The sequence below is a fragment of the Microbacterium atlanticum genome (genome assembly GCF_015277815.1).
GTDB lineage: Bacteria > Actinomycetota > Actinomycetes > Actinomycetales > Microbacteriaceae > Microbacterium > Microbacterium atlanticum.
In genome coordinates this window covers 1,367,769-1,389,788 of record NZ_CP063813.1, presented here as the reverse complement: position 1 = coordinate 1,389,788, position 22,020 = coordinate 1,367,769, and the positions used below count along the sequence as shown (strand labels likewise).

20 protein-coding genes and 1 tRNA gene are annotated in these 22,020 nt (G+C 71.3%); 13 read left to right on the top strand and 8 right to left on the bottom strand.

Annotated elements, in window-relative coordinates; genetic code table 11:
• The first annotated feature begins 154 nt into the window (after window positions 1-154).
• The 3 genes from IR212_RS06145 (at window position 155) to IR212_RS06135 (ending at window position 3,265) form a co-directional block, all read left to right on the top strand.
• Window positions 155-847 (top strand): phosphocholine cytidylyltransferase family protein, encoded by a 693-nt coding sequence (locus tag IR212_RS06145; protein WP_194398060.1) that lies wholly within the window; start codon window positions 155-157, stop codon window positions 845-847.
• Window positions 848-856: 9 nt separating this feature from the next.
• Window positions 857-1,780, top strand: a complete 924-nt coding sequence (locus IR212_RS06140; protein ID WP_194398059.1) for a hypothetical protein — start codon at window positions 857-859, stop codon at window positions 1,778-1,780.
• A gap of 84 nt (window positions 1,781-1,864) precedes the next feature.
• Window positions 1,865-3,265 (top strand): maltokinase N-terminal cap-like domain-containing protein, encoded by a 1,401-nt coding sequence (locus IR212_RS06135; RefSeq protein WP_194398058.1) that lies wholly within the window; start codon window positions 1,865-1,867, stop codon window positions 3,263-3,265.
• Window positions 3,266-3,276: 11 nt separating this feature from the next.
• On the opposite strand, the gene IR212_RS06130 is transcribed toward IR212_RS06135, so the two are convergent.
• Complete coding sequence (locus tag IR212_RS06130; RefSeq protein WP_194398057.1) at window positions 3,277-4,554, bottom strand: CDP-glycerol glycerophosphotransferase family protein; 1,278 nt, start codon at window positions 4,552-4,554, stop codon at window positions 3,277-3,279.
• Window positions 4,555-4,663: 109 nt separating this feature from the next.
• On the opposite strand from IR212_RS06130, the gene IR212_RS06125 reads away from it, so the two are divergent.
• Window positions 4,664-5,689 (top strand): glycosyltransferase family 2 protein, encoded by a 1,026-nt coding sequence (locus IR212_RS06125; protein WP_194398559.1) that lies wholly within the window; start codon window positions 4,664-4,666, stop codon window positions 5,687-5,689.
• Between the two features lie 20 nt (window positions 5,690-5,709).
• On the opposite strand, the gene IR212_RS06120 is transcribed toward IR212_RS06125, so the two are convergent.
• From IR212_RS06120 to IR212_RS06110, 3 genes are read right to left on the bottom strand one after another with little or no spacing between them, the layout of a single operon-like run.
• Entirely contained in the window at window positions 5,710-7,161 is a 1,452-nt protein-coding gene (locus tag IR212_RS06120; protein WP_194398056.1) for a CDP-glycerol glycerophosphotransferase family protein, read from the bottom strand.
• A complete protein-coding gene (locus IR212_RS06115) occupies window positions 7,158-8,435 on the bottom strand; it encodes a CDP-glycerol glycerophosphotransferase family protein (protein ID WP_194398055.1) in 1,278 nt (425 codons plus the stop codon). Before IR212_RS06115 ends, IR212_RS06120 begins: the two co-directional genes overlap by 4 nt.
• A gap of 47 nt (window positions 8,436-8,482) precedes the next feature.
• Window positions 8,483-9,949 (bottom strand): S1C family serine protease, encoded by a 1,467-nt coding sequence (locus tag IR212_RS06110; protein WP_194398054.1) that lies wholly within the window; start codon window positions 9,947-9,949, stop codon window positions 8,483-8,485.
• A gap of 115 nt (window positions 9,950-10,064) precedes the next feature.
• Between IR212_RS06110 and IR212_RS06105 the strand changes: the two genes are divergently transcribed.
• Window positions 10,065-11,264, top strand: a complete 1,200-nt coding sequence (locus tag IR212_RS06105; protein ID WP_194398053.1) for an aminotransferase class I/II-fold pyridoxal phosphate-dependent enzyme — start codon at window positions 10,065-10,067, stop codon at window positions 11,262-11,264.
• Between the two features lie 4 nt (window positions 11,265-11,268).
• On the opposite strand, the gene IR212_RS06100 is transcribed toward IR212_RS06105, so the two are convergent.
• Entirely contained in the window at window positions 11,269-12,072 is an 804-nt protein-coding gene (locus IR212_RS06100) for a carbon-nitrogen hydrolase family protein (protein WP_194398052.1), read from the bottom strand.
• On the bottom strand, window positions 12,069-12,572 hold the full coding sequence (locus IR212_RS06095; RefSeq protein WP_194398051.1) for a DUF6328 family protein: 504 nt from the start codon (window positions 12,570-12,572) through the stop codon (window positions 12,069-12,071). The genes IR212_RS06100 and IR212_RS06095 overlap by 4 nt, the downstream gene beginning before the upstream one ends.
• Before the next feature lie 93 nt (window positions 12,573-12,665).
• Here IR212_RS06095 and IR212_RS06090 point away from each other — a divergent pair.
• Window positions 12,666-12,739: transfer RNA gene (locus IR212_RS06090), tRNA-Met, on the top strand.
• A 55-nt stretch (window positions 12,740-12,794) separates the two neighbouring features.
• On the opposite strand, the gene IR212_RS06085 is transcribed toward IR212_RS06090, so the two are convergent.
• Window positions 12,795-13,301: a MarR family winged helix-turn-helix transcriptional regulator gene (locus IR212_RS06085; RefSeq protein ID WP_194398050.1), complete on the bottom strand. Its 507-nt coding sequence runs from the start codon at window positions 13,299-13,301 to the stop codon at window positions 12,795-12,797.
• A gap of 81 nt (window positions 13,302-13,382) precedes the next feature.
• On the opposite strand from IR212_RS06085, the gene idi reads away from it, so the two are divergent.
• From idi to IR212_RS06050, 7 genes are read left to right on the top strand one after another with little or no spacing between them, the layout of a single operon-like run.
• Window positions 13,383-13,934 carry an isopentenyl-diphosphate Delta-isomerase gene (gene idi, locus IR212_RS06080; protein ID WP_194398049.1) on the top strand — a complete coding sequence of 184 codons (552 nt, stop codon included), beginning with the start codon at window positions 13,383-13,385 and terminating at the stop codon, window positions 13,932-13,934.
• Window positions 13,931-14,986, top strand: coding sequence for a polyprenyl synthetase family protein (locus IR212_RS06075; protein ID WP_194398048.1), 1,056 nt, complete (start codon window positions 13,931-13,933; stop codon window positions 14,984-14,986). The genes idi and IR212_RS06075 overlap by 4 nt, the downstream gene beginning before the upstream one ends.
• Window positions 14,983-15,864 carry a phytoene/squalene synthase family protein gene (locus IR212_RS06070; protein WP_420488618.1) on the top strand — a complete coding sequence of 294 codons (882 nt, stop codon included), beginning with the start codon at window positions 14,983-14,985 and terminating at the stop codon, window positions 15,862-15,864. Before IR212_RS06075 ends, IR212_RS06070 begins: the two co-directional genes overlap by 4 nt.
• Window positions 15,861-17,426 (top strand): phytoene desaturase family protein, encoded by a 1,566-nt coding sequence (gene crtI, locus IR212_RS06065; protein ID WP_194398047.1) that lies wholly within the window; start codon window positions 15,861-15,863, stop codon window positions 17,424-17,426. The genes IR212_RS06070 and crtI overlap by 4 nt, the downstream gene beginning before the upstream one ends.
• 2 nt (window positions 17,427-17,428) lie before the next feature.
• On the top strand, window positions 17,429-17,782 hold the full coding sequence (locus tag IR212_RS06060) for a lycopene cyclase domain-containing protein (RefSeq protein ID WP_194398046.1): 354 nt from the start codon (window positions 17,429-17,431) through the stop codon (window positions 17,780-17,782).
• Window positions 17,779-18,102: a lycopene cyclase domain-containing protein gene (locus IR212_RS06055; protein WP_194398045.1), complete on the top strand. Its 324-nt coding sequence runs from the start codon at window positions 17,779-17,781 to the stop codon at window positions 18,100-18,102. The genes IR212_RS06060 and IR212_RS06055 overlap by 4 nt, the downstream gene beginning before the upstream one ends.
• Entirely contained in the window at window positions 18,099-18,992 is an 894-nt protein-coding gene (locus IR212_RS06050; protein WP_194398044.1) for a prenyltransferase, read from the top strand. The genes IR212_RS06055 and IR212_RS06050 overlap by 4 nt, the downstream gene beginning before the upstream one ends.
• 18 nt (window positions 18,993-19,010) lie before the next feature.
• Here the strand turns inward: IR212_RS06050 and IR212_RS06045 are convergent, their stop codons facing one another.
• Window positions 19,011-21,926 (bottom strand): UPF0182 family membrane protein, encoded by a 2,916-nt coding sequence (locus tag IR212_RS06045; protein WP_194398043.1) that lies wholly within the window; start codon window positions 21,924-21,926, stop codon window positions 19,011-19,013.
• Window positions 21,927-22,020 lie beyond the last annotated feature (94 nt).

Sequence of the window (22,020 nt, the reverse complement as noted above, 5' to 3'; positions counted from 1 at the left end):
GTTTCGGCGCGTGGCGGACTACACCGAATGTCACGAAACCGCAACGGGCAGGCCGCATCCTGCACCTTCCCAGTCGCCCTCGCTACCATGGTCGAGGCACGAAGGGGTGTCGGGCCGGTGAACCGGCAGTGAATCACGCACTCAGGAGCACACTTTGACCCTTCAGACCGTCATCCTCGCAGCCGGAATGGGCTCGCGGCTCGGCCGCAGCCTGCCCAAGCCTCTCACGGAGCTGGGCGACGGCCGCAGCATCATGCAGCAGCAGCACGACAACATCCGTGCCGCCTTCGGCCGTGAGGCGAAGATCACGACGGTGGTCGGCTACCGCGCCGAGACGATCGTCGAGGCGTTCCCCGACGTCGACTACGTCTACAACGACCGCTACGACCAGACGAACACGTCCAAGAGCCTCCTCCGCGCCCTCGCCAAGACCGGCAAGGCCGGCGTGCTCTGGATGAACGGGGACGTCGTCTTCGATCCGCGGGTGCTCGGACGTGCCATCGGGCTCATCGAGCGGGACCAGTCCTTCGTCACCGTCAACACTTCGAAGGTCAGCGACGAAGAGGTGAAGTACACCGTCACGTCGGAGGGCTTCATCGACGAGCTCTCCAAGACCGTGACCGGCGGCATCGGCGAAGCGGTCGGCATCAACTACATCTCGAGCGCCGACAAGAAGGCGTTCATGCGGCACCTCGCACGCGTCGACGATCAGGACTACTTCGAGCGCGGCCTCGAGCTCGCCATCGCGGAGGACGGCGTGCGCCTGCAGCCCCTCGACATCTCGGACCTGTATGCCGTCGAGGTCGACTTCGCCGAGGACCTGGAGCGGGCGAACCTGTTCGTCTGAGCCATCGCGATGACCGACAAGGTTCACCGCATCCACTCGCTGCCCGGCGACGCGCCGTGGGACGGCGGGCTCCCGCCTGCCGGCTCCGAGGAGCATCCGCTCACGATCCGGGCACTGGACCGGGTGCTGGCGATCCAACGGCCCGTCGTCCTGGCCCACCTGCGCAGCATCCGGCTCCGGCACCCGGACTCCTCACCCGCCGAGATCGTCCGCATCCTCGAGCGGCGCTACCTGGCTGCTGTCACCACCGGCGGCGCGGCGGTCGGCGCGACCGCGGTCGTCCCCGGCATCGGCACCGGGGTGACCCTGGCGCTCAGCGGCGTCGAGACGATGGGCTTCCTCGAGGCCACCACTCTCTTCGCGCAGTCGGTCGCCGAGGTGCACGGCATCCCCGTCGCCGATCCGGACCGGGCTCGCGCGCTGGTGCTCACACTGATGCTCGGCAAGGAGGGCACGGACCTGGTCGCTCAGCTGGCCGCCCAGCTCGCGGGTCGCGGGCCCTCGCGCGAACGGTACTGGGGCGAGGTCGTGACGAAGACCATCCCGCGCGCCGCCGTCGGACCGCTCGTCGACCGCCTCAAGTCGACGTTCATCCGCCAGTTCGCGGTGCGCGGGGGCGCATCGTGGATCGGCAAGGCTCTGCCGTTCGGCATCGGCGCCGCGATCGGCGGCGCGGGCAACCACATCCTCGGCCGCCGCGTGCTCGTCGGCTCCCGTCGCGCCTTCGGGGCGCCGCCGACTCAGCTGCCGCCCGAGCTCGAGCCGCGACAGGGCGCGGACCGGATGGAGCGGCTGGCCGGGCGCGGCATCCGTCGGGCAGGCGAGGCGGTCGTCGGCGGCGTCAAGAGGGGGGCCGGCACGGTGCGCCGGCTCACGGTGCGGCGCCGTACGCCGGCGATCGAGGCGCCGGATGCCTCGACCGACGAGCCATGACCTGACGCGGGGCGGCAGATCCGTCTGAAAGCGCTTGCACGTGGCGCCTCGACACCCCACCGCTCCGGGCATACCCTCACAGGTATGGACAGCACGTTGGCGTGCCTGGCGGCGTGGATGCCGCGGCAGCGCTGGTACGCCGCGAAAGGACGCCCGCCGAGCCTCCGGCTGGTGTCGTGGCTGGATCTCAGCGCGGGCGAGGAGGACGACGCGCACGGTGGGTCACCACGCGGTGGCGCTCGCGTGCGCACCTTCCTGGTCGCCGACGAGGGGGCGCTTCCGGCCGTTCTGTACCAGGTTCCGGTGGTCGAGCGGGCCACGGAGACGGTGGACGCCGACTCCGATCACATCATCGGAAGCCCCACCCCCGGCACGACCTTCATCGACGGCCCGCACGACCCCGCGTACGCGGACGCCCTCCTGCGACTCGTCGCAGGAGGCGGCACCGCGCGGGGCCCGCAGACGATTGCGCGAGGCCGGCCGTTCGCGGCGGGCGGCCCGTTCGCGGAGCGATCCGCGCGGGTGATGAGCGGCGAGCAGTCCAACACGTCGCTGGTGTACGAGGGCGCGGGCATGCCGATCATCTGCAAGGTGTACCGGCAGCTGCATCCCGGGCTGAATCCCGACATCGAGCTGCAGGAGGCGCTCGCCGCTTCCGGCTCGACGCACGTCGCGCGTCCGGTCGGATCGATCGAGGGCACATGGCCCGACCTCGCCACGGCGCACGGCGCCGTGCGCGGATCTCTCGCCTTCGCGCAGGAGTTCCTCCCCGGCGTCGAAGACGCCTGGCGGGTCGCGCTGCGCGCCGCAGCCAACGCAGACGACTTCCGTGCCAGCGCTCGAGCGCTGGGCACGGCCACGGCGGACGTGCATGTCGCGCTGGCCGACTGCTTCCCCACACGCACCGCCACCGCATCCGATCGGGATGCCACCGCGGCCACGTGGGAGCGCCGCTTCTCGATCGCCATGGCCGAGGTGCCCGAGATCGCCGAGCGCCGGGACGCGGCCGCGGCCGTATACCGACGGGCGCTCGAGGTTCCCTGGCCGCCCCTGCAGCGCATCCACGGCGACTTCCACCTCGGCCAGGTGCTGCACTCGCCCCAGCGCGGTTGGGTCGTCGTCGACTTCGAGGGCGAGCCGCTGCGTCCCATGGCGGAGCGCACACAGCCGGACTTCGCGCTGCGCGACGTCGCCGGCATGCTGCGATCGTTCGACTATGTCGCGGGGTCGCTGCGCCTGGACGATCCGTCGCGTTCGGCGGAGGCCGTCCGCGGCTGGGCGCGGGACGCTCGCCAGGCGTTCGTGGACGGATACGCCGCGGCCTCCGGCGGCAACCTGGACACGCGGCATCCGCTGCTGGCCGCGCTCGAACTGGACAAGGCCGTCTACGAGGCGATCTACGAGTCGCGCAACCGCCCCACCTGGGTCGCGATCCCGCTGCGTGCCATCGCGCGGCTGGTCCAACGCCCGGCGACCGTCGCCTGAGACGCGACGGCTCAGCCGTCGTCGTCGAGCTCGGCTTCGTCCTCGGGCTCTTCGTCCGAGCCGTCCGCAGACCGGGCGTACCACGCGTCCCAGTCGTCCATCAGCCGCTGAACGGCGGCGTGGAACCGCGCGGTCGCGGCTCCCGGCGTCGTATCGCCGAAGTACCGCGCGACCCACTGCTCGAGACGTGCGACCGCGTCGGGATCGGCCAGCACGCGTTCGGTCTGGGCGACGATGTCGGCGGCATCGGCGGCGGTCAGCCACTCGCAGGCCGACAGGTATCCGTGGGTGTCGATGGCGGCGGCCGGGTCGACCGGCCGCGTGATGAGCAGCGGCCTGTCGGCAGCCAGCCGGTCGTACACCATGGCCGAGATGTCCACGACCGCGACATCGGCCGCCGCCAGCTGCCAGCCGAGGTCCGGCTTGTCGTCGAACACGTGCTGCGCGGTGGGATCGGCGGCGTTCGCCGAGGCGAGCGCGGCCACGATCCGCTTGTTGGCCGCGCCGTACTCCGCGTCGACGACGCCTGAGCGGGGATGGGGCCGGTAGATGACGCGGTGGCGTCCGGTGCTCAGCAGTGCGCGGACGAGCGCTTCCCCATGGGTGACGATGGAGCCGTAGTGGGCGGACGGCCGGTCGCCCTCCCAGGTCGGCGCGTAGAGCACGACGGTGCGGTCGTCCGGGGTGTACGGCAGTTCGCCGGAGTAGTGGTCGGCCTGCGGGCGCCCGATCGCGATCGTGCGGTGATCGAGGTCGTAGTCCCACAGCACCCGCGACAGACGCTCGCGTGCCGCATCGCCGGCGATCATGGCGTAGTCGTAAGCCTTGTATTGATTGGTCGTCATGTACATCTTGTCGGACTCGCCGTGGTTGATGAACACGTGCCACCGCCGCCCGTAGCGGAACATCTGGAAGTTGCGGGTGTTCTGGTTGACGTAGAGCACGACGCGGATGTCCTGCGTGGAGATGAACCGCTCGAGGTCGCGGACGGTCGGGACGAAGGCGACGGGCAGCGCCCCGTCGGCGACGAGTGCCTGCGCGCCGGTCGCCGCCCGGCTCAGCACCACGACCGGCCAGATCTTGGCGAGGCCCGCGAGCGGCTTGTACCACTGGCGCATCTGATACATGTTCACCGCGCCGTCGGCGAAGTACACGGCGACCCGGTAGTGGAACGGCGGATGCTGCGGCGCGTGGGCGAGCCTGCGCCTGACGTCCCTGACGGCGGAGCGGTTTCGCACCGCCTTGCGCACGAGCGCGATCGCCTTCCTGCCATCCGAGACCAGACCCACGCGTCCAGCCTACCCAGGGCGCCCGTGACATGATCGACGCGTGCATGTCGAGCAACACGGACGCAGGGACGCGCCGATCGTCCCGCCCGACGCCGGCGTGAGCTTCGTCATGCCGGTGCTCAACGAACGCGGATATCTCCGCCGCGCCGTGGAGACCGTGCTCGCACAGGATGTGCCCGGGCCGACCGAACTCGTTCTGGCGCTCGGCCCGTCGACCGACGGCACCACCGAGCTCGCCCACGATCTCGCCCGGTCCGATGAGCGGATCATCCTGGTCGACAACCCGGCCGCCGACATCCCGATCGGGCTGAACTTGGCCATCCGCGCCGGTCGATACGCCACCATCGTGCGGGTGGACGCGCACTCGGAGCTCGATCCGACGTACACCCGCAGAGCACTGGCGACCCTGGCGCGCGTCCGCGCGGCGAACGTGGGCGGGGTGATGCGAGCCGACGGCCGCACTCCCTTCCAGCGCGCCGTCGCCCGTGCCTATAACTCGCCCATCGGCCTCGGCGGCGGCGCATATCACGGCGGCACGCAGGAGGGCGAGGCGGAGTCCGCCTACCTCGGGGTCATGCGGCGCACCGTGCTGGAGGAGGTGGGGCTGTTCGACGAGAGCATCCGGCGCGGGGAGGACTGGGAGCTGAACCTCCGCATCCGGCGCGCCGGCTACCGCGTCTGGTTCGACCCCGCGCTCGCGGTGACCTACTGGCCGCGCGAGAGCTGGACGAGGCTCGTGCGCCAGTTCGCGGCGACCGGCCGCTGGCGCGGCGAGCTCGTGCGACGGTTCGGCCGGGGCAACTCGCTGCGCTTCTTCGCGCCGCCGATCCTGGTGCTCACGATCCTGGTCGCCATGGCGGTGGCGGTCCTTCAGCTCACCGGTGCCATCTCCGGGTGGTGGTCGATCGCGGCATCCGTGGTCTATGTGCCGCTCATCGCATACGCCGCACTCGTGATCGCCGTCGCGCTGGGACCCGGCGGCGGGCGCGGCTGGCGCGACAAGCTGTGGACGGCCGCGGTGCTGCCCTCGATGCATCTCGCGTGGGGCTGGGGATTCGTCGTCGGCGTGGTGCGCGGCGCGCACGACACCGTCGACACGTCACGGCTCGGCACCCGCAACACGCCGCTGCCCTGACGAACAGGCCGGCCGCTCGGTCAGGGCTCGATGAGCCCCTGATCCAGGATGCGGGTGACCACCCGCTCGGCCGCATGCCCGTCATCGCGCGCATTGAACTTCGCGCGCCAGATGTCGTACCGCTCGTCGTAGCGCTCGCGGTCGTCGGCGGCGAGGGCGGCGACGAGCTCGTCCTGGCTGCGGACCATGGGCCCTGGCGCGTGCGCGGCGAGATCGAAGTAGAACCCCCGCAGCTCGCCCCGGTAGTGCTCCATGTCAGGCACCAGGAAGTACATCGGCTTGCCCGTCACCGAGAAGTCGAACATCACCGACGAGTAGTCGGTGATCAGCGCATCCGCCACCAGCAGCAGCCGCGACGTGTCCGGGAAGCCGGTGACGTCGATGACACGGGGCCCTTCGGCATCCCGCCCCGGCAGCAGCGTGCGGGAGTGCCCGCGCACCAGCACGACGGAGTCCGTCGCCGCGGCGAGGGCCGCCGGGTCGACGAAGTCGACGATCTGCTCGCGGTCGTCCCGCCAGGTGGGCGCGTAGAGCAGCACCCGCTCGCCCGGGCGGATCCCGAGCGCGATGCGCGTGGCCGAGCCGTCGCCGCTGGCCAGCACGTCGTTGCGGGGGTAGCCCTCCACCCAGATCGGCCGGCTGAGGAACGCGTACGCCTTGCCGAGGATGCGGGCAGCGTAGGGATTCTGCGCCAGCAGGATGTTCCAGCGCCGTGACTCGCGCACCACCGCCGCCGCGCGCCGGGGATCGAAGCCGGGGCGGTGCAGAGCCAGCCGCTTGAGCGGCGTCCCATGCCAGGTCTGGAGGACCACCTGGCCTTTGCGCCGCGCGAACCGCCGGCGGAGCCAGTCGTTGACGACGAGGAGGCGCGCGGCGCCGCGCGCGCGCCACCATTCCGGGCTGCCCTCGACGACGGGGACGGCGCCTTCGGGCACGGCGACAGAGAGGTCGACGACGCTCCAGTAGCGCGTCACGCCCGGCGCGCGGCGTGTCAGCTCGCGATCGATCGCGAGCGGGTTGCAGCTGGCATTGCGTCCGTAGAAGCTCTCGAAGAACACCGCGTTCTCGAACCCGGTCCGCGGGCGGGTGGCATAGCGGCGCTCGAGAGCGTCCTGCCCCTCGCCGGAGTCGTAGGCCGGGTTCATCGGCGGACCGACGCGCAGCGTCCATCCCTCGAGCTCGGCGCGCAGCGTGCCCAGCTGGGTCAGCGGCAGCGCGACGGGAGCCGGGATGCCGCGGGCCGCGGCATCCGCCACCCGCAGCTCGTAGGTGCCGGTCGGCAGCGGCAGCTCCGGTCCTCCCCACCGCGCGGCGCGCAGCGGCAGCGTCGCCCGCCACGTCCTGCCGCGGCCGGTGAGGCGGCCCACGACCCGTGCGCGGGACCCGACCAGCTCCACCGCGGCGGGCCGCTCCCCCTCCCCCGAGAGAACGAGCGCGGGTCCCCCCTCGGTCGTGAAGCGCGCGTCGGTCATGCGTTTCCTCTCCCTCGGCGGCGGTCCGCGGCGATGCCGGCCAGAATCGCACGGTACACCCTCTCGGCGTTTCGTCCGTCGCGGTGGGCGTGCACCCGGGCGCTGAGCGCGATCGCCCGCTCGACGCGCCGCGTTCGCTCCGCGTCGCCGGCGAAGAGCGCGTCCAGCTGGGTCGCCGCCTCCCGCCAGTCCACGGCCCAGCCCTCCCCCGCGACGTCCCGGTAGGCCCCGTAGAATCCGCGGCGCCCGCCGTAGTCTGCCATGTCCGGCGCGAGGAACAGCGTCGGGACCGGAACGAGGGCGGCATCGAACGCGAGCGACGAGTAGTCCGTGATCAGCGCGTCGAGTCCGGGCAGCAGCGGGGTCACGTCGGGCACCAGGTCGCTGCCGAGCGACTGCACCCGATCGGTCGCGACGGGCGGGACGTACTCTCCGGCGCCCAGCGGGTGGGAGCGCACGAGCAGCGTCGCGTCGTGGCGACGCAGGACGTCGACGATGCCCTCCCACTCGTCATCGGTCGGGACGGCGGGGTCGGGCGCCCCGTCGCGCCAGGTCGGTGCGTAGAGCGCGATCCGCTGGGACGTCTCGGAGTGCGGCACCGACCGGGCGATCGCTGCCCGCGCCTGCACGCGCCGGTCGTCTGCCGTTCCGCGCGACAGCACGTCCACGCGTGGCTCGCCGGTGACCGGAACCGCGTCGTCGGGGAGCGCGAACGCCGACTCGAGGCGCCCCCGCACGAGGTGGGACGCGGCGGGGAGGAGGCGGATGCGCCGGGCCGCGGTGCGGTACATCGCCCGCAGCAGCGCCCGCGCCGGCCGGGCGAGAGGCGTGCGGGCGACGGCGCCCGGCACACGCGAGGTCTCGGGCGAGTCCAGGCCGATCCGCTTGAGCGGAATGCCGTGCCACAGCTGGACCACGAATCCTCCGGTGACGGCGTACCGGTTCACGTCGCCGAACCCGTGCGTGACGACGATGACGCGAGCGCGGGCAGTGCGCCAGAGGCCGCGCAGCGAGCGCTTGGGGACGCTCGGGATGCCCCGGGCCGCGGCATCCTGCGCCTCACGGGCGCTGCCGACGAGCCACACCGCGGGGTGACCGTCGGCCGCGACGACGTCCCACAGCGCGAGGGCGCCGTCGGCGATTCCGACCGCGCACCCGAACACCCACTCGTCGCGCGTCCGCGGCACCACCGCGGTCAGCATGCGTCCCGCGGCATAGAGCGGAATCGCCGCGAGCTTCCGCGCATTCCCCGCGCCGAACGAGAAGGACGCCATCACGCGAGCCTATCCTGCCCGCGCGATGGCGCCCTGGAGCCGTCGACCTACTGCTCGAGTGTTCCGAGGGTCACGGTGACGGTCTGCGTCTCGCCGTCGCGGACGAAGGTGACCTCCGCCTCGCTGCCCGCCGCTTGACCGCGCACCTGCGCGGTCAGGTCAGTCGCGTCGGTGACGGGGATGCCGTTGAAGCCGGTGACCACGTCGCCTGCGGTCAGTCCCGCAGCCGCCGCGGCCCCGCCGTCGCTGACCTCGTTGATGTAGGCGCCGGTGATGGTGGACCCTTCGACGGATGCCGCGGGCCGCACGGTCGCGCCCAGGAGACCATGCGTGGCCTCACCGTTCTCGATGAGCTCGTCGGTGATGCGCTGGACGATGTCGGACGGGATGGAGAATCCGACGCCGATCGAGCCGGAGCCCTCCGAGGAGGTGCCGCCGGCGGTCGCGATGGCGACGTTGATGCCGATGAGCCTGCCGTCGGAGTCGACGAGCGCGCCCCCGGAGTTGCCGGGGTTGATCGCCGCGTCGGTCTGGATCACCGCGATGGAGATGCTCTCGCCGGCCGGCGCCTGCTGGTCGCCCTGCCCGAAGTCGAAGCGGAAGGGACCCTGCTGACCGTTCTCCTCGGGCTGTTCCGGCGCGTCGTCCCCGCTGTCGGGAGCGGCGGCGGAGGCGATCTGGATCGAGCGGTTGAGCGCGCTCACGATGCCCTCGGTGACCGAGTTCGCCAGCCCGAGCGGCGCACCGACGGCCACGGTGGTGTCGCCCACGTTGAGGTCGCTGGAGTCGGCGAACTCGATGGGGCTCAGGCCTTCGGCGTCCTGCAGCTTGAGGACCGCGAGGTCGTACAGCGGGTCGGTGCCGACGATCTCGGCGTCGTACACGCGGCCGTCGGCGGTGGTCACCCGCACCTGGGCGTCGCCGGTCGCGCCGTCGAGCGTCACCACGTGGGTGTTCGTGACCACGTAGCCGTCCTCGGTCAGGACGACACCGGATCCGGTGCCGGCGCCCGCCGAGCTCGAGGCGGCGATGGTGACGACGCTCGGCACGACCTTGGCCGCGATGCCGGTGGTCTCGTTGACCGAATCGGTGTCGTTCACCGTGACGGTGCCGGGGCCGGCGGCCGGCGAGGTCGCCGCCGGGGTGAACCAGTTCACGCCGGCGTACGAGCCGCCGAGCCCGGCAGCGCCGCCGACGATGGCGGCGGCGACGATGAGGCCGACGACCTTGCCCGCACCCGACGACGTCTTGCGGGGCTGTCCGGCGTACGAGGGATATGCGGCCGGCTGGCCCGCGTACCCCTGCGGCCGGGCATACGCGTGGGCGCCCGTCGGGTACCCCGCGGGCGGCAGGGGCTGGGTCGGCGCCGTCGGCTGGGCGGGCGTGCGGTGCTGAGCGGCGGCCTCGGCCGCGGACTGTGCCGGGACGGCGGGCTGCGTCGGGGCCTCGCCGGGCGTGGTCGACGGGTCTGCGGGGACGTGGTCTTCCGGGCGGTCGCCCTGGGTGTCGCTCATGATTGCTCCTTCTGCCAAGCACTCACCACTGTGCCCACCGATGCTGTGCGTTTCTTATGTCGGGAATGGGACTCGCCTATGCAACGGGGATGAGCCCGCCCGGTACGGTGAAGCGATGCGACAGATCCCCGGAGCGTGGCACCGCACGGCCGCCGGTGCCGGACTCGTCGGCTCGGACGGGTCGATCCACCCCACCATCTTCGCCGAGATGTCGGCGCTCGCGGCGCGGACGGGCGCCATCAACCTCGGACAGGGCTTCCCGGACGAGGACGGCCCGAGCGAAGTCCTGGAGGCCGCTCGCGACGCGATCGCCCAGGGGGTGAACCAGTATCCACCGGGACGGGGCCTGCCGGACCTGCTCGACGCCGTTGCGGAGCACCAGCAGCGGTTCTACGGACTCCACCTCGATCCGTCCCGCAACGCCCTGGTCACGGCAGGGGCGACCGAAGCTCTCGCGGCGGCGCTGCTCGGCCTCGTGGACGGATCAGACGACGAGGTGGTCGTCTTCGAGCCGTACTACGACTCCTACGCCGCCGTCGCCGCCCTCGCCGGCGCCCGGCTCGTGCCGGTGCCGCTGCGCTGGCCGGCGTTCCAGCCCGACCTGGACGAGCTGCGGTCCGCGGTCACCGACCGCACCAGGATCATCCTGGTGAACGACCCCCACAATCCCACAGGCGCGGTCTTCAGCGCGGAGGTGCGTGACGAGATCGTCCGGCTCGCTGACCGTCACGACGCCCTGATCGTCACCGACGAGGTCTACGAGCATCTCGTCTTCGACAGCGCGCACGTTCCGCTCGCGACGCTTCCCGGCGCGTGGGAGCGCACCCTCACCATCTCGTCCGGCGGCAAGACGTTCTCCACCACCGGCTGGAAGATCGGGTGGGTGACGGGGCCCGCGCCCCTCGTGGACGCGGTGCTCGCCGTCAAGCAGTACCTCACCTATGTCAACGGCAGCGCCTTCCAGCCAGCGATCGCCGCGGGGCTCCGTCTCCCCGATGCGTTCTTCCAGGGCATCGCCGACGCGCTCCGCGTCAGACGCGACCTGCTCGGCGCGGGCCTGCGTGCAGCGGGGCTCGAGGTCTCGACGCCCGCCGGCACGTACTTCACGGTGGCCGACGCGGCACCATTGGGAGCGACGGATGCCGCGGCGTTCTGCCGCGAGCTTCCCGAGCGTGCCGGCGTGGTGGCGATACCGCTCACCGCGTTCGCGTCACCGGCGGGCCGCGGGCAGTACGCGACCCTTCTCCGCTTCGCAGCCTGCAAGCGCGTCGAGGTGCTCGAAGAGGCGGCATCCCGCCTCGCCGCACTCCGCTGACCTGTCAGCGCGGACTCACCCCGAAGCGCCGCAGGCGCAGCGCCGGATTGACCCGGCGCACGCGCTCGATCGCTCCGATGTCGAGATGTGCGACCGCCACGTCGGTCGACGTGCCGACGGCGGCCACCTCCATACCCTGCGGGTCGACGATGAGGGAGTGCCCCACCCCGAGCGGCGGAGGGTGATCGGCGGCGGCCACGAACACGGTGTTCTCGATGGCCCGTGCGTGCAGCAGGGTCCGCCAGTGGTGCTCCTTGAGCGGCCCGCGCACCCACTCGGCCGGCACGGCGAACACCTCGGCGCCGGCGTCCACGAGCACCCGCCCGACTTCGGGGAAGCGCAGGTCGTAGCAGGTCATCAGTCCGAAGGTGAGCCCGCCGCAGCCGAACGTCTGCGGCTCGGCCGGATCTCCCGCCTCGACCCAGTCGGACTCCCGCTGCCCGAAGGCGTCGTACAGATGCAGCTTGCGGTAGTGCGCCTGCAGACCTTTCGCGTCGACGGCGACGACGGTGTTGCGCACCCGCTCGCGGTCGCTCGCGCGCTCCAGCAGGCCCGCGACCACGAGGATGTCGTGCCGGGACGCGATGCGGCGCAGCTCCGTCACGAACGCGCCGTCGAGCTCCTCGGCGTTGTGCGCGAGCGACTCGTCGAAGGGGTCGACGAAGTAGCTGGAGTACTCGGGGAACACCACGACGCGTGCACCCCTGCCGGCCGCGGTGGCCGCCAGCTGCGCGATCGCCTCCCGGTTCGCCGTGGCATCCGCGGTCGGCGCGAACTGGGCGACGCCGACTCCCAGCGCCTCGGTCATCGTGGGCTCGCCTTCTCTCTGGCGCGGGCGCGGATGACGGCGGGGACGAGGACCCACAGCGCGAGGATCACCACGGCGAGGGCGATGAGAGCCCACCAGAACGCGGATCCGCCCACGACGACGTCGAACACGAACGCGACGACGCCCACCATCAGCACCGACACCGTCAGCAGCGCGGTGATGAGCGCGACGTGACCGTAGCGCACGACGGCGGGCTTGGCCCCCTGCTGGAACACCACACGGTGCAGGGCAACGGGGGCGAGCGCGATGATCGAGCTCAGGGCCGCGAGCACCACGAGGGTCAGATAGACCGCTCGCTGGCCGCCGGTGAGATCGGCGAAGGCGGGCTGGAATGCCAGCGCGAGCAGGAAGCCGGTGAGGATCTGCGTGCCCGTCTGAAGGACCCGCAGTTCCTGGAGCACCTCATTCCAGTTCCGGTCGGCGCGCTCCTCGCGTGTCTCGTCGCGACCCACGGCGTCGGATTCGGGACGATCAGACATGCGCTCATCCTGTCGTGCGGCTTCGGCTGCGGCAAGCCGCGCCGGACGGTGGCGAGACCCGCTCGGGATCCGTGCTAGGCTCTTGTCTTGTGCCGCGGGGTGGAGCAGCTCGGTAGCTCGCTGGGCTCATAACCCAGAGGTCGCAGGTTCAAATCCTGTCCCCGCAACAGAGAAGAAGAAAGGGCGTCCCCGACAGGGGACGCCCTTTCTCGTTCGGACCGGTCACACCGCGGGCGCCGGAGCCTGCGGCGCAGCGACGTCGGGCGGATCCATGGCCTCTCCGAGGTCGTCGAGGAACCGGGCGATCACGTCCAGCTCGCCCTCGTCATACCCCATGGCGACCTCCCGCATGGCGCGGAGGCGCTCGCCGAAGACGCGGAAGAATGCGGCCCGCGCCGCATCGGTCAGCACGACGACCCGGCCGCGACGGTCGCTCGGATGCGGACGGCGCTCGACGTGACCGGACTCCACCAGCCGGTCCAGCAGCTTGGTCGTCGACGCGGTCGTGATGCGGAGGTGCTGCGCGATGTCCCGGGGGCTGACGGGACGACCGGTGCGCTCCCTGACGACGAGCAGGCGAAGCGCAGCGAGGTCCGAGGCGTTCATCGCCATGTCGCCCTTCATGCCGCTGTGCATGCGCTCCATGGCGTCGCTCATGCTACGAATGGACGTGAGCACGCGCAGCACGGCGTGGTCGTGCATCGTCTGCGGAACCCAGGGCTCTGACATCGTGGACGTTCACCTCCATCCCGTTGTAGCATCACACTCAATAATTCGCTAGCTAAGCTAGCGATTGAGAGGAGCTTGCCGATGACGGACACCGACCATGTGGTGCTGCTCGATGACGAGGGCCGGGCCATCGGAACCGCCCCGAAGTCTAGCGTCCACGGTCCCGACACCGCCCTTCACCTGGCCTTCTCGTGCCATGTGCTCAACAGCGAGGGTCAGGTGCTCATCACCCGTCGCGCGCTCGCGAAGCGCACGTGGCCCGGCGTCTGGACGAACTCCTTCTGCGGCCACCCGCGGCCGGCCGAGCCGGTCATCTCGGCCGTCCGTCGCCACGCCGACGTCGAACTGGGGCTGACCCTCCGGGACCTGCGCGTGGCGCTCCCCCTGTTCCGCTACCGCGCCACCGACGCGAACGGCATCGTCGAGCACGAGGTGTGCCCGGTCTACATCGCGTACACCGACGACGAGCCGGTCCTCAACCCTCTGGAGGCGCTGGACGCCCGGTGGGTCGAGCCCGCCGACCTTGCGACATCGCTGGAAGCCACGCCGTGGGCGTTCAGCCCCTGGCTCGTCCTGCAGGCGCAGCAGCTGCACCTCTTCGACGCGCCGGCGCGTCAGCGAAGGGCGTCATGATCATCGGCCCGGAGGACCCCGGCGTCGGCATCGCGATCGACGGCTCGCTCACGCGGATCCGAGAGCGCGCCGCCGAGCTGGGTCCGGGTTTCGGTGCCCTCGCCGACGCCATCACGCGTGCCGCCCAGGGGGGGAAGCGGTTCCGCCCGGCGCTGGTGACCGCGTCGTTCGACGCGTTCCGCACCGGCGACGCGCACGCGTCGGCGGCCCTGTCGGTCGCCGCCGCGTTCGAGCTGCTGCACACGGCGTTCGTGGTACACGACGACGTGATCGACCACGACATCGAGCGACGCGGCGTGCCCAACGTGGCCGGCGAGTTCCGCCGGCGGGGCCGCACGAACGGCGCGGACGCCGATGGCGCGGCCCACCTGGGCGACGCTGCGGCGATCCTCGCCGGAGACATCCTCCTGCACGAGGCGTTCCGGCTCGTCGCGATGGCCCACACCGACGAGGCGACGAAGGACCGGCTGCTGACGCTGCTCGACGATGCCGTCCTCGTGTCTGCCGCGGGCGAACTGGCCGACGTGGAGAACAGCGTCACCTCGGCCTTCCCGTCTCGGGCCGAGACCCTCGACACGGCCTTCAACAAGACCGCTGTCTATTCCTTCCGCGCCCCGCTGCAAGCAGGGGCCCTCCTCGGCGGGGCCGACCCCGACGCCCTGCGCGTGCTCGGCGATGCCGGAGGACGCCTCGGGCTGGCGTTCCAGCTCGTCGACGACCTCATCGGCGCGTTCGGCACGTCGGCGCAGACGGGACGCGACTGCGGGCCGGACCTACGCGAGACCAAGCGGACCCCGCTGGTGGCGCTGGCGAGGGAGACGGATGCCGCGCCCGGCGTCGACCAGGCGCTCGCGCTCGCGCGCACCGGCCCGGTCGCCGTGCGCGAGGCGCAACTCGTGCTGGAGGCCACCGGCGCGAGGGACCGGCTCGTCGGCCTCATCGCCGAGACGCTGGACGACACGCGCGCGGCCTCGCATGACCCGGCACTGCCGGAGCGCGCGGGCGCCCTGTTGCGCACGCTGGCCGACCGCATCGAGGGAAGGATCCCGTGAAGGCCACCAGGCAGCAGGCGGTGACCGGGCTCTCGCTGTACGACCGGACAGCCGAAGACGCCGCGGCGGCCGTCATCAGCCGGTATTCGACATCGTTCGGCCTTGCGTGCCGCATGCTCGGCGCGCGCCCGCGGCCGCACGTGCGCAACGTCTACGCCCTCGCGCGCGTGGCCGACGAGGTCGTCGACGGCCCCGCACAGGAGGCGGGCCTCTCGCCGCACGAGACCGCAGCGGTGCTCGATCAGCTCGAGCGTGAGTGCTTCGCCGCGATCGACCGTGGGTTCAGCACGAACCTGGTGCTCCACGCCTTCGCCCGCACGGCGCGGGAGTGCGGGATCGGCGCAGACCTCATCACGCCCTTCTTCGCCTCCATGCGAGCCGACCTCGAGGTCACGAGCCACGACGCGGCGTCGCACGACGAGTACGTCTACGGCTCGGCCGAGGTGATCGGGCTGATGTGCCTCCAGGTCTTCGTCAACGCGGGGTCGCGGCATCCGGTCGATCCCGCACCCCGTCTCGTCGACGGGGCACGGCGGCTGGGAGCGGCCTTCCAGGACGTGAACTTCCTTCGCGACCTGGACGACGACCGCTCGCGGCTCGGCCGGGACTACCTGGGCCTCTCGACCCCGGCGGGCGACCGCGCGGCAGTGCTCGACCGGATCGACGCCGATCTGGGCGCAGCTGCCGCCGTGATCCCGGAGCTTCCTGCCGACTGCCGGCGCGCGGTCACGGCCGCCCACGACCTGTTCGCGGAGCTGGCGCGACGGCTCCGGGCATCCGAGGGCGGCCCGAAGCGGGTGCGGGTGCCCGACACGGTCAAGGCGCGCCTGGCCGCGCGCGCGATGCTCGGCTTCGCGCCGAAGGAGGTCCGCGCATGATCCGAAACGGCGGAGCGCGCCGTGCGATCGTGATCGGCGGGGGGATCGGCGGGCTCGCCGCCGGCGCGCTGCTGGCGTCGGAGGGCTGGGAGGTCCGGCTGCTGGAAGCTCGTGACGAGCTCGGGGGACGCGCCGGCTCGTGGGAGCAGGACGGCTTCCGCTTCGACACCGGCCCGAGCTGGTACCTCATGCCGGAGGTCTTCGACCACTTCTTCCGGCTGCTGGGCACGACGGCCGCCGATGAGCTCGATCTCGTTCCGCTGGACCCTGCCTACCGCGTCTACTCCGACCCCGCGACCGGGCTCGGGCCCCTCGACGTCCGCTCCGGGCGCGCGGAGGTCACGGCGCTGTTCGAGAGCGTCGAGCCCGGCGCGGGCGCGCGGCTGGACGCGTACCTCGACTCCGCCGCCGACGCGTACGACCTCGCCGTGACCAGGTTCCTCTACGACACGTACGAGACGACGGCCGGGCTGCGCGACCCCGCTCTGCTCCGGCGGATGCCCCGGCTGGCGCCCCTTCTCACCCGGACGCTCGCGCGCCACGTCGACAGCAGGTTCGCCGACCCCCGGCTGCGTCAGATCCTCGAGTATCCGGCGGTGTTCCTCGGCGGCTCGCCGTACGGGGTGCCGAGCCTCTACCACCTGATGAGCCACCTCGACCTCGACGAGCACGTGCTCTACCCGCGCGGCGGGTTCACCGAGATCATCCGAGCCGTGGCGCGCCTGGCCGCGGCATCCGGCGTCGCGATCGAGACCGGAGCCCGCGTGACCGCGATCACGACGGAGGGGCGCCGCGCGACCGGCGTCGAGCTCGCCGACGGGCGGCGCCTCACCGCTGACCTCGTGGTGTCGGGTGCCGACCTGCACCACACCGAGACGACGCTGCTCCCCCCCGCGCAGCAGACGTATCCCGAGAAGTGGTGGGCTTCGCGCACACCGAGTCCCGGCGCCCTCCTGGTGATGGTCGGCGTGGAGGGCGCCCTCCCGCAGCTCGCGCACCACACGCTGCTGTTCACGCGCGACTGGAAGGCGAACTTCGACGACATCTTCGGGTCTCGCCCGAGGATCCCCGACCCGGCCTCCGTGTACGTCTGCCGGCCGAGCGCGACGGACCAGACCGTCGCACCGGCGGGGCACGAGAACCTCTTCGTCCTGGTGCCCGTGCCGGCGGACCCGTCGCTCGGACGCGGCGGCGTCGAGGGCGACGGCGACGCGCGCATCGAAGCGGCAGCCGACCGGGTCATCTCCCAGATCGCGCAGTGGTGCGGGGTTCCCGACCTCGCGGACCGCATCGTCGTGCGCCGCACCGTCGCCCCCGGCGACTTCGCCGCCGAGCTCGGCGCCTGGCGTGGCAACGCCCTCGGCCTGGCCCACACCCTCGGACAGAGCGCGGTCTTCCGCCCGCGCAACGCATCGCGCGCCGTCGACGGGCTCGCGTACGTCGGCGCGTCGACCCTGCCGGGCATCGGCCTTCCCATGTGCCTCATCTCGGCGGAGCTCATCGTCAAGCGGCTCCGGGGCGACCGCTCCCCCGGTCCGCTCGCCGAACCTGCGAGAGTATGAGGGTGCCGGGCCTCTATCTGACCGCCATCCTCGCCTCCGCAGCGGGCGTCCTGCTGATCGACCGACGCTGGCGGCTGATGGCGTGGCGGTCGCCCGGCCGCACCGCGGCGGCGGTTCTCATCGGCACGGCCTTCTTCCTAGCGTGGGACGCCGTCGGGATCGCCGCAGGCGTGTTCGTCAAGGGAGGGAGCCCGCTGCTGCTCGGGATCGATCTCGCACCGCATCTGCCGCTGGAGGAACCGGTCTTCCTGGCCTTCCTGTGCTATCTCGCCCTCGTCGCGTCGGCCGGCGCTCAGCGCCTGCTCGAGCGGCGCCGAGCGGATGCCGCCGCCTCGGCGTCGGAGGCCGGGTCATGACATATCTCCTGCTGAACCTGCCGTTCCTGGCGCTCACCGCCGTCGCCGTGGCGCTGACGGCGTCGCGTCCGGCGTTCGGGCGCCGGATGGCGGCATCCGCCATCGCCGCCGCGATCCTCATCGCCTTGACCGCTGTCTTCGACAACCTCATGATCGCCGCCGGCCTCTTCACCTACCCCGAGGGCCTCATCTCGGGCGTCCGCATCGGCCTCGCCCCCGTGGAGGACTTCGCATACCCGCTGTGCGCCGCCTTCCTCGTGCCCGCGGTCTTCGTGCTCGTCGCCCGTCCCCGGTCCGCGTCCCGCGAGGCGGCCAGATGACCGCCGCCATGCCGCTGCGCGCAGGAGGCGTCGTGCGCCAGCTGTTCGTGTCGTCGCGGCCGGTGAGCTGGATCAACACCGGCTACCCCTTCGCAGCGGCGTACCTGCTGACGACCCGCCAGCTGGACCTCACCCTCGTCGTCGGCACGCTGTTCTTCCTGGTGCCGTACAACCTTGCGATGTACGGCATCAACGACGTCTTCGACTACGAGTCCGACCTCCGCAACCCCCGGAAGGGCGGCGCTCACGGTGCCGTCCTCGATCGGCGCCTGCACCGCATCACCCTGTGGGCGGCCGGCCTGTCGTGCCTGCCGTTCGTCGTGTACCTGATCGTCATCGGCGACCCGGCGTCGTGGGCGGTGCTCGCGGCCAGCCTCTTCTTCGTGGTGTTCTACAGCGCGCCGCCGCTGCGCCTGAAGGAGCGGCCGTTCCTCGATTCGATGACCAGCAGCATCCACTTCTTCTCCCCCGCCGTCTACGCCCTCGTGCTGGCGGGAGCGGTGTGGACCCCCGGTCTCGTCGCACTCATCGTGGCGTTCGCGCTGTGGGGCGTCGCCTCGCACGCCTTCGGCGCGGTGCAGGACGTGGTCGCCGATCGCGAGGCCGGCATCGCGTCGATCGCCACGGCCCGGGGCGCGCGGTGGACGGTGCGGTTCGCCCTCGCCTGTTACGCGGCGGCGGGACTCGTCATGTTCGCCACCGAGTGGCCGGGTCCGCTCGCCGCCCTGGTCGCCGTGCCGTACCTGGTCACGGTATGGCCCTACCGCTCGATCGCCGACAGCGACGCCGAGGCCGCGACGACCGGATGGCGCCGGTTCCTCTGGATCAACCAGCTCTCGGGATTCCTGGTGACTCTCCTGCTCATCTGGTACGCCCTCATCACCGCCTGAGCGTCGCTCCCCGGTCGGTTACGGGGCGCCGAGCTCGATCAGCTTGTCGACGGCAGCCGTGAGACGCTCGTCAGCCTCGCCGTAGGCGGCCCAGTCGCCGGCCTCGAGCGCCGCCTGGCGCTCCAGCATCGCCTGCTGGGCCTCCTGGAGCGCGGCCTGGTACTCGTCCGTCGGCGCGGTCGGCTCCGCGGGTTCACCGGGCTCGGTCGGCGCCGGAGTCGGTGCGGGGGTGGCGCCGGGGGTCGGCTGCACGTCCGAGTCGCCGGCGTCCACACCCGAGTCACCGCCGAACAGCGTGTCCAGCGCCTCGTTCAGCGTGTCCTCGAAGGCGATGTCGTCACCGAACGACACCAGCACCTTCTGGAGCTTGGGCAGCTTGGTCCCCGCCGAAGACTGCACGAAGACGGGCTGCACGTACAGCAGGCCGCCGCCGACCGGCAGCGTCAGCAGGTTGCCGTTGAGCACCTCCGACTGACCCTGCTTGAGCAGGTTGATCTGCGACGAGACCAGCGGATCGGAGTTGAACGTGTTCTGCACCTGACCGGGCCCGGGCACCGTGGTGTCGGCATCGATCACCAGCATCCGCAGCTTGCCGTAGTCCTCGCTCTTGACGCCGGCCTCGCTTCCCGCGTTGGAATCCACCGCGAGATAGCCCATCAGCACGTTGCGGGCGTTGCCCGCCGTGGCCGCCGGGATGAACGACGTGAACATCGAGTACGTCGGCTCATCCTGATCGGGCATCTGCATCGTGAGGTAGTACGGCGGCTGGAGCTGCGTCTCCTCCTGCGGATCGGCCGGCGTCTGCCAGCGGTTGTCGCTCTGGTAGAACGACCGCGCGTCGTCGACGTGGTAGACGCCCAGGATGGTGCGCTGCACCTTGAACAGGTCGGTCGGGTAGCGCACGTGGCTCATCAGCTCGGCCGACATGTCATCGATCGGCTTGATCGTGGACGGGTAGACCTTCTGCCACGACTGCAGCACCGGGTCCTCCTCGTCCCAGGCGTACAGCGTGACCGAGCCGTCGTAGGCGTCGACGGTCGCCTTCACCGAGTTGCGGATGTAGTTGATGTCATCCAGCGCGAAGCGCGGTGCGGGGTTGGACGAGTCCGAGATCGCCGAGGTGAGGCTCACCGTGGACGAGTACGGGTAGTTCGAGCTGAGGGTGTAGCCGTCGACGATCCACACGACGCGCCCGTCGACCACGCTCGGGTAGGCGTCGTTGTCGAGCGTCAGGTACGGCGCGACCTTCTGCACGCGGTCCCGCGGGTTGCGGTCGTAGAGGATCTGCGACTCCTCGTTGACGTAGTCCGAGAACAGGATCTGCTCGGCCTGGAACTTCAGCGCGTAGATGAGCCGGTTGAAGACGCTGCCGAGGCTGGGTCCGCCGTCACCGTCGAACGTGGTCTTCGTCTCGCCGGAGCCGTCCTCACCCGAGGGGTAGTCCAGCTCGACCGGGTCAGCGCCCTCCGGAGCGCCGACGATCGAGTACGGCGGCGAGAACTCACCGAAGTAGACGCGGGGCTGGAAGTCCTCCTGGTCGGACAGGAAACCGGCCGCCGGGATGCCGCGCTCGAGGAAGACGGGGTCGCCCTCGCCGGTGCGGTCGTTGCCCTTGGCTGCGACGATGCCGTACCCGTGCGTGTAGACGACGGCGGAGTTCTGCCAGTCCGCCGCGTTGCCCAGCTGGTCGAGGTTCAGCTCACGGACCGACACGATCGTGTCCTGCGAGACGCCGTCGATCTCGTAGCGGTCGACGTCGAGGGGATCGGCGAACTGGTAGTAGGAGCGGTACTGCTCGAGCTGGCGGATGTTCGGCGAGATGATCGCCGGATCCATGATGCGCACCTGGGCGGTGGTGGCCGCATCGTCGCGGAGCTGACCGGCCTCGACATCGGTCACGGCGGTGAAGTCCTGCTGCTCGAGGCCGGCGACGCCGTAGGCCTCGTGCGTCATGTCGACGTTGCGCTGGTAGTACTCCTCTTCCAGCGTGAACCGGTTGGGCTGCACCTGGAAGGTGTTGACCACCCACGGGTAGCCGACGCCCACGACGATGGCCGAGACCACCAGCAGCGCCGTCGCGATGAGCGGATAGCGCCAGCGGCCGATGATCGCCGTCACGAAGAACAGGATCGCGACGATCACCGCCGCGAACGCGAGGATCGTCTGTCCGGGGATGATCGCGTTCACGCCGGTGTATCCGGGCCCGGTGATGCGGCCGTCGGCACCGGACTCGACGAGCGTCTTGAACCGGTCCAGCCACAGGCTCACCCCCTGCACGAGGAGGTAGAGGCCCGCGATCACCGCGAGCTGGATGCGTGCCGACTTCGAGATGCGCAGCTCCCGCTGGCCGATTCGCACCGAGCCGTACAGGTACGACACGAGCGCCGTCACGAGCAGGCACACCAGCAGCACCGCCGAGGCGAACCCGACCAGGGCGCTCCAGAACGGCATCGCGAACATGTAGAAGCCGGTGTCGAGGCCGAACTCGGGGTCGACGGTGTCGGTGGCGACGCCGTTGAACCACAGCCATGTGGTCTCCCACTGCGCCGACGCCGCGAAGCCCGCGAAGAAGCCGAAGAAGATCGGGATGCCCCACATCGCCAGGCGCCGCAGCGGCTCGACGACCTCCTGGTAGCGGTCGAGCTGCGAGCTCAGCCGCGCATAGACCGGACGCAGGCGGTAGGCCAGCTGGATCGAGAGCCAGACCGGAACCGCCATGCCGAGGAAGCCGATCGCGAACATGATCACACGCGCGACCCACTGCGTCAGCAGCACCTCCGAGAAGCCCAGCTGCTCGTACCACAGCCAGTCGGCGTAGAGGCTGGCGAACACGAAGAAGGCCACCACCAGTGCGGCGATGATCGCGAGGGTGATGGCGATGACGCGTCGGGAGCGGGAAGGTGTGGCCGGAGTCGGCGACGAGGTCGTGGTCACGATCCCATCCTAGGCGGGGCATGATCGGGGCCTGCCCGGTGCTGGCTGGGCGAACTCTCCGAAACAGGCAACGTTTCGGGAACGGCGGGCCCGC

Excerpts from the sequence above, each read along its gene's own strand:
- IR212_RS06140 (WP_194398059.1), top strand. The coding sequence starts at position 857 with ATGACCGACAAGGTTCACCGCATCCACTCGCTGCCCGGCGACGCGCCG.
- IR212_RS06135 (WP_194398058.1), top strand. The coding sequence starts at position 1,865 with ATGGACAGCACGTTGGCGTGCCTGGCGGCGTGGATGCCGCGGCAGCGC.
- IR212_RS06125 (WP_194398559.1), top strand. The coding sequence starts at position 4,664 with ATGCCGGTGCTCAACGAACGCGGATATCTCCGCCGCGCCGTGGAGACC.
- IR212_RS06120 (WP_194398056.1), bottom strand. The coding sequence starts at position 7,161 with ATGACCGACGCGCGCTTCACGACCGAGGGGGGACCCGCGCTCGTTCTC.
- IR212_RS06115 (WP_194398055.1), bottom strand. The coding sequence starts at position 8,435 with ATGGCGTCCTTCTCGTTCGGCGCGGGGAATGCGCGGAAGCTCGCGGCG.
- IR212_RS06110 (WP_194398054.1), bottom strand. The coding sequence starts at position 9,949 with ATGAGCGACACCCAGGGCGACCGCCCGGAAGACCACGTCCCCGCAGAC.
- IR212_RS06105 (WP_194398053.1), top strand. The coding sequence starts at position 10,065 with ATGCGACAGATCCCCGGAGCGTGGCACCGCACGGCCGCCGGTGCCGGA.
- IR212_RS06100 (WP_194398052.1), bottom strand. The coding sequence starts at position 12,072 with ATGACCGAGGCGCTGGGAGTCGGCGTCGCCCAGTTCGCGCCGACCGCG.
- IR212_RS06095 (WP_194398051.1), bottom strand. The coding sequence starts at position 12,572 with ATGTCTGATCGTCCCGAATCCGACGCCGTGGGTCGCGACGAGACACGC.
- IR212_RS06085 (WP_194398050.1), bottom strand. The coding sequence starts at position 13,301 with ATGTCAGAGCCCTGGGTTCCGCAGACGATGCACGACCACGCCGTGCTG.
- idi (WP_194398049.1), top strand. The coding sequence starts at position 13,383 with ATGACGGACACCGACCATGTGGTGCTGCTCGATGACGAGGGCCGGGCC.
- IR212_RS06075 (WP_194398048.1), top strand. The coding sequence starts at position 13,931 with ATGATCATCGGCCCGGAGGACCCCGGCGTCGGCATCGCGATCGACGGC.
- crtI (WP_194398047.1), top strand. The coding sequence starts at position 15,861 with ATGATCCGAAACGGCGGAGCGCGCCGTGCGATCGTGATCGGCGGGGGG.
- IR212_RS06055 (WP_194398045.1), top strand. The coding sequence starts at position 17,779 with ATGACATATCTCCTGCTGAACCTGCCGTTCCTGGCGCTCACCGCCGTC.
- IR212_RS06050 (WP_194398044.1), top strand. The coding sequence starts at position 18,099 with ATGACCGCCGCCATGCCGCTGCGCGCAGGAGGCGTCGTGCGCCAGCTG.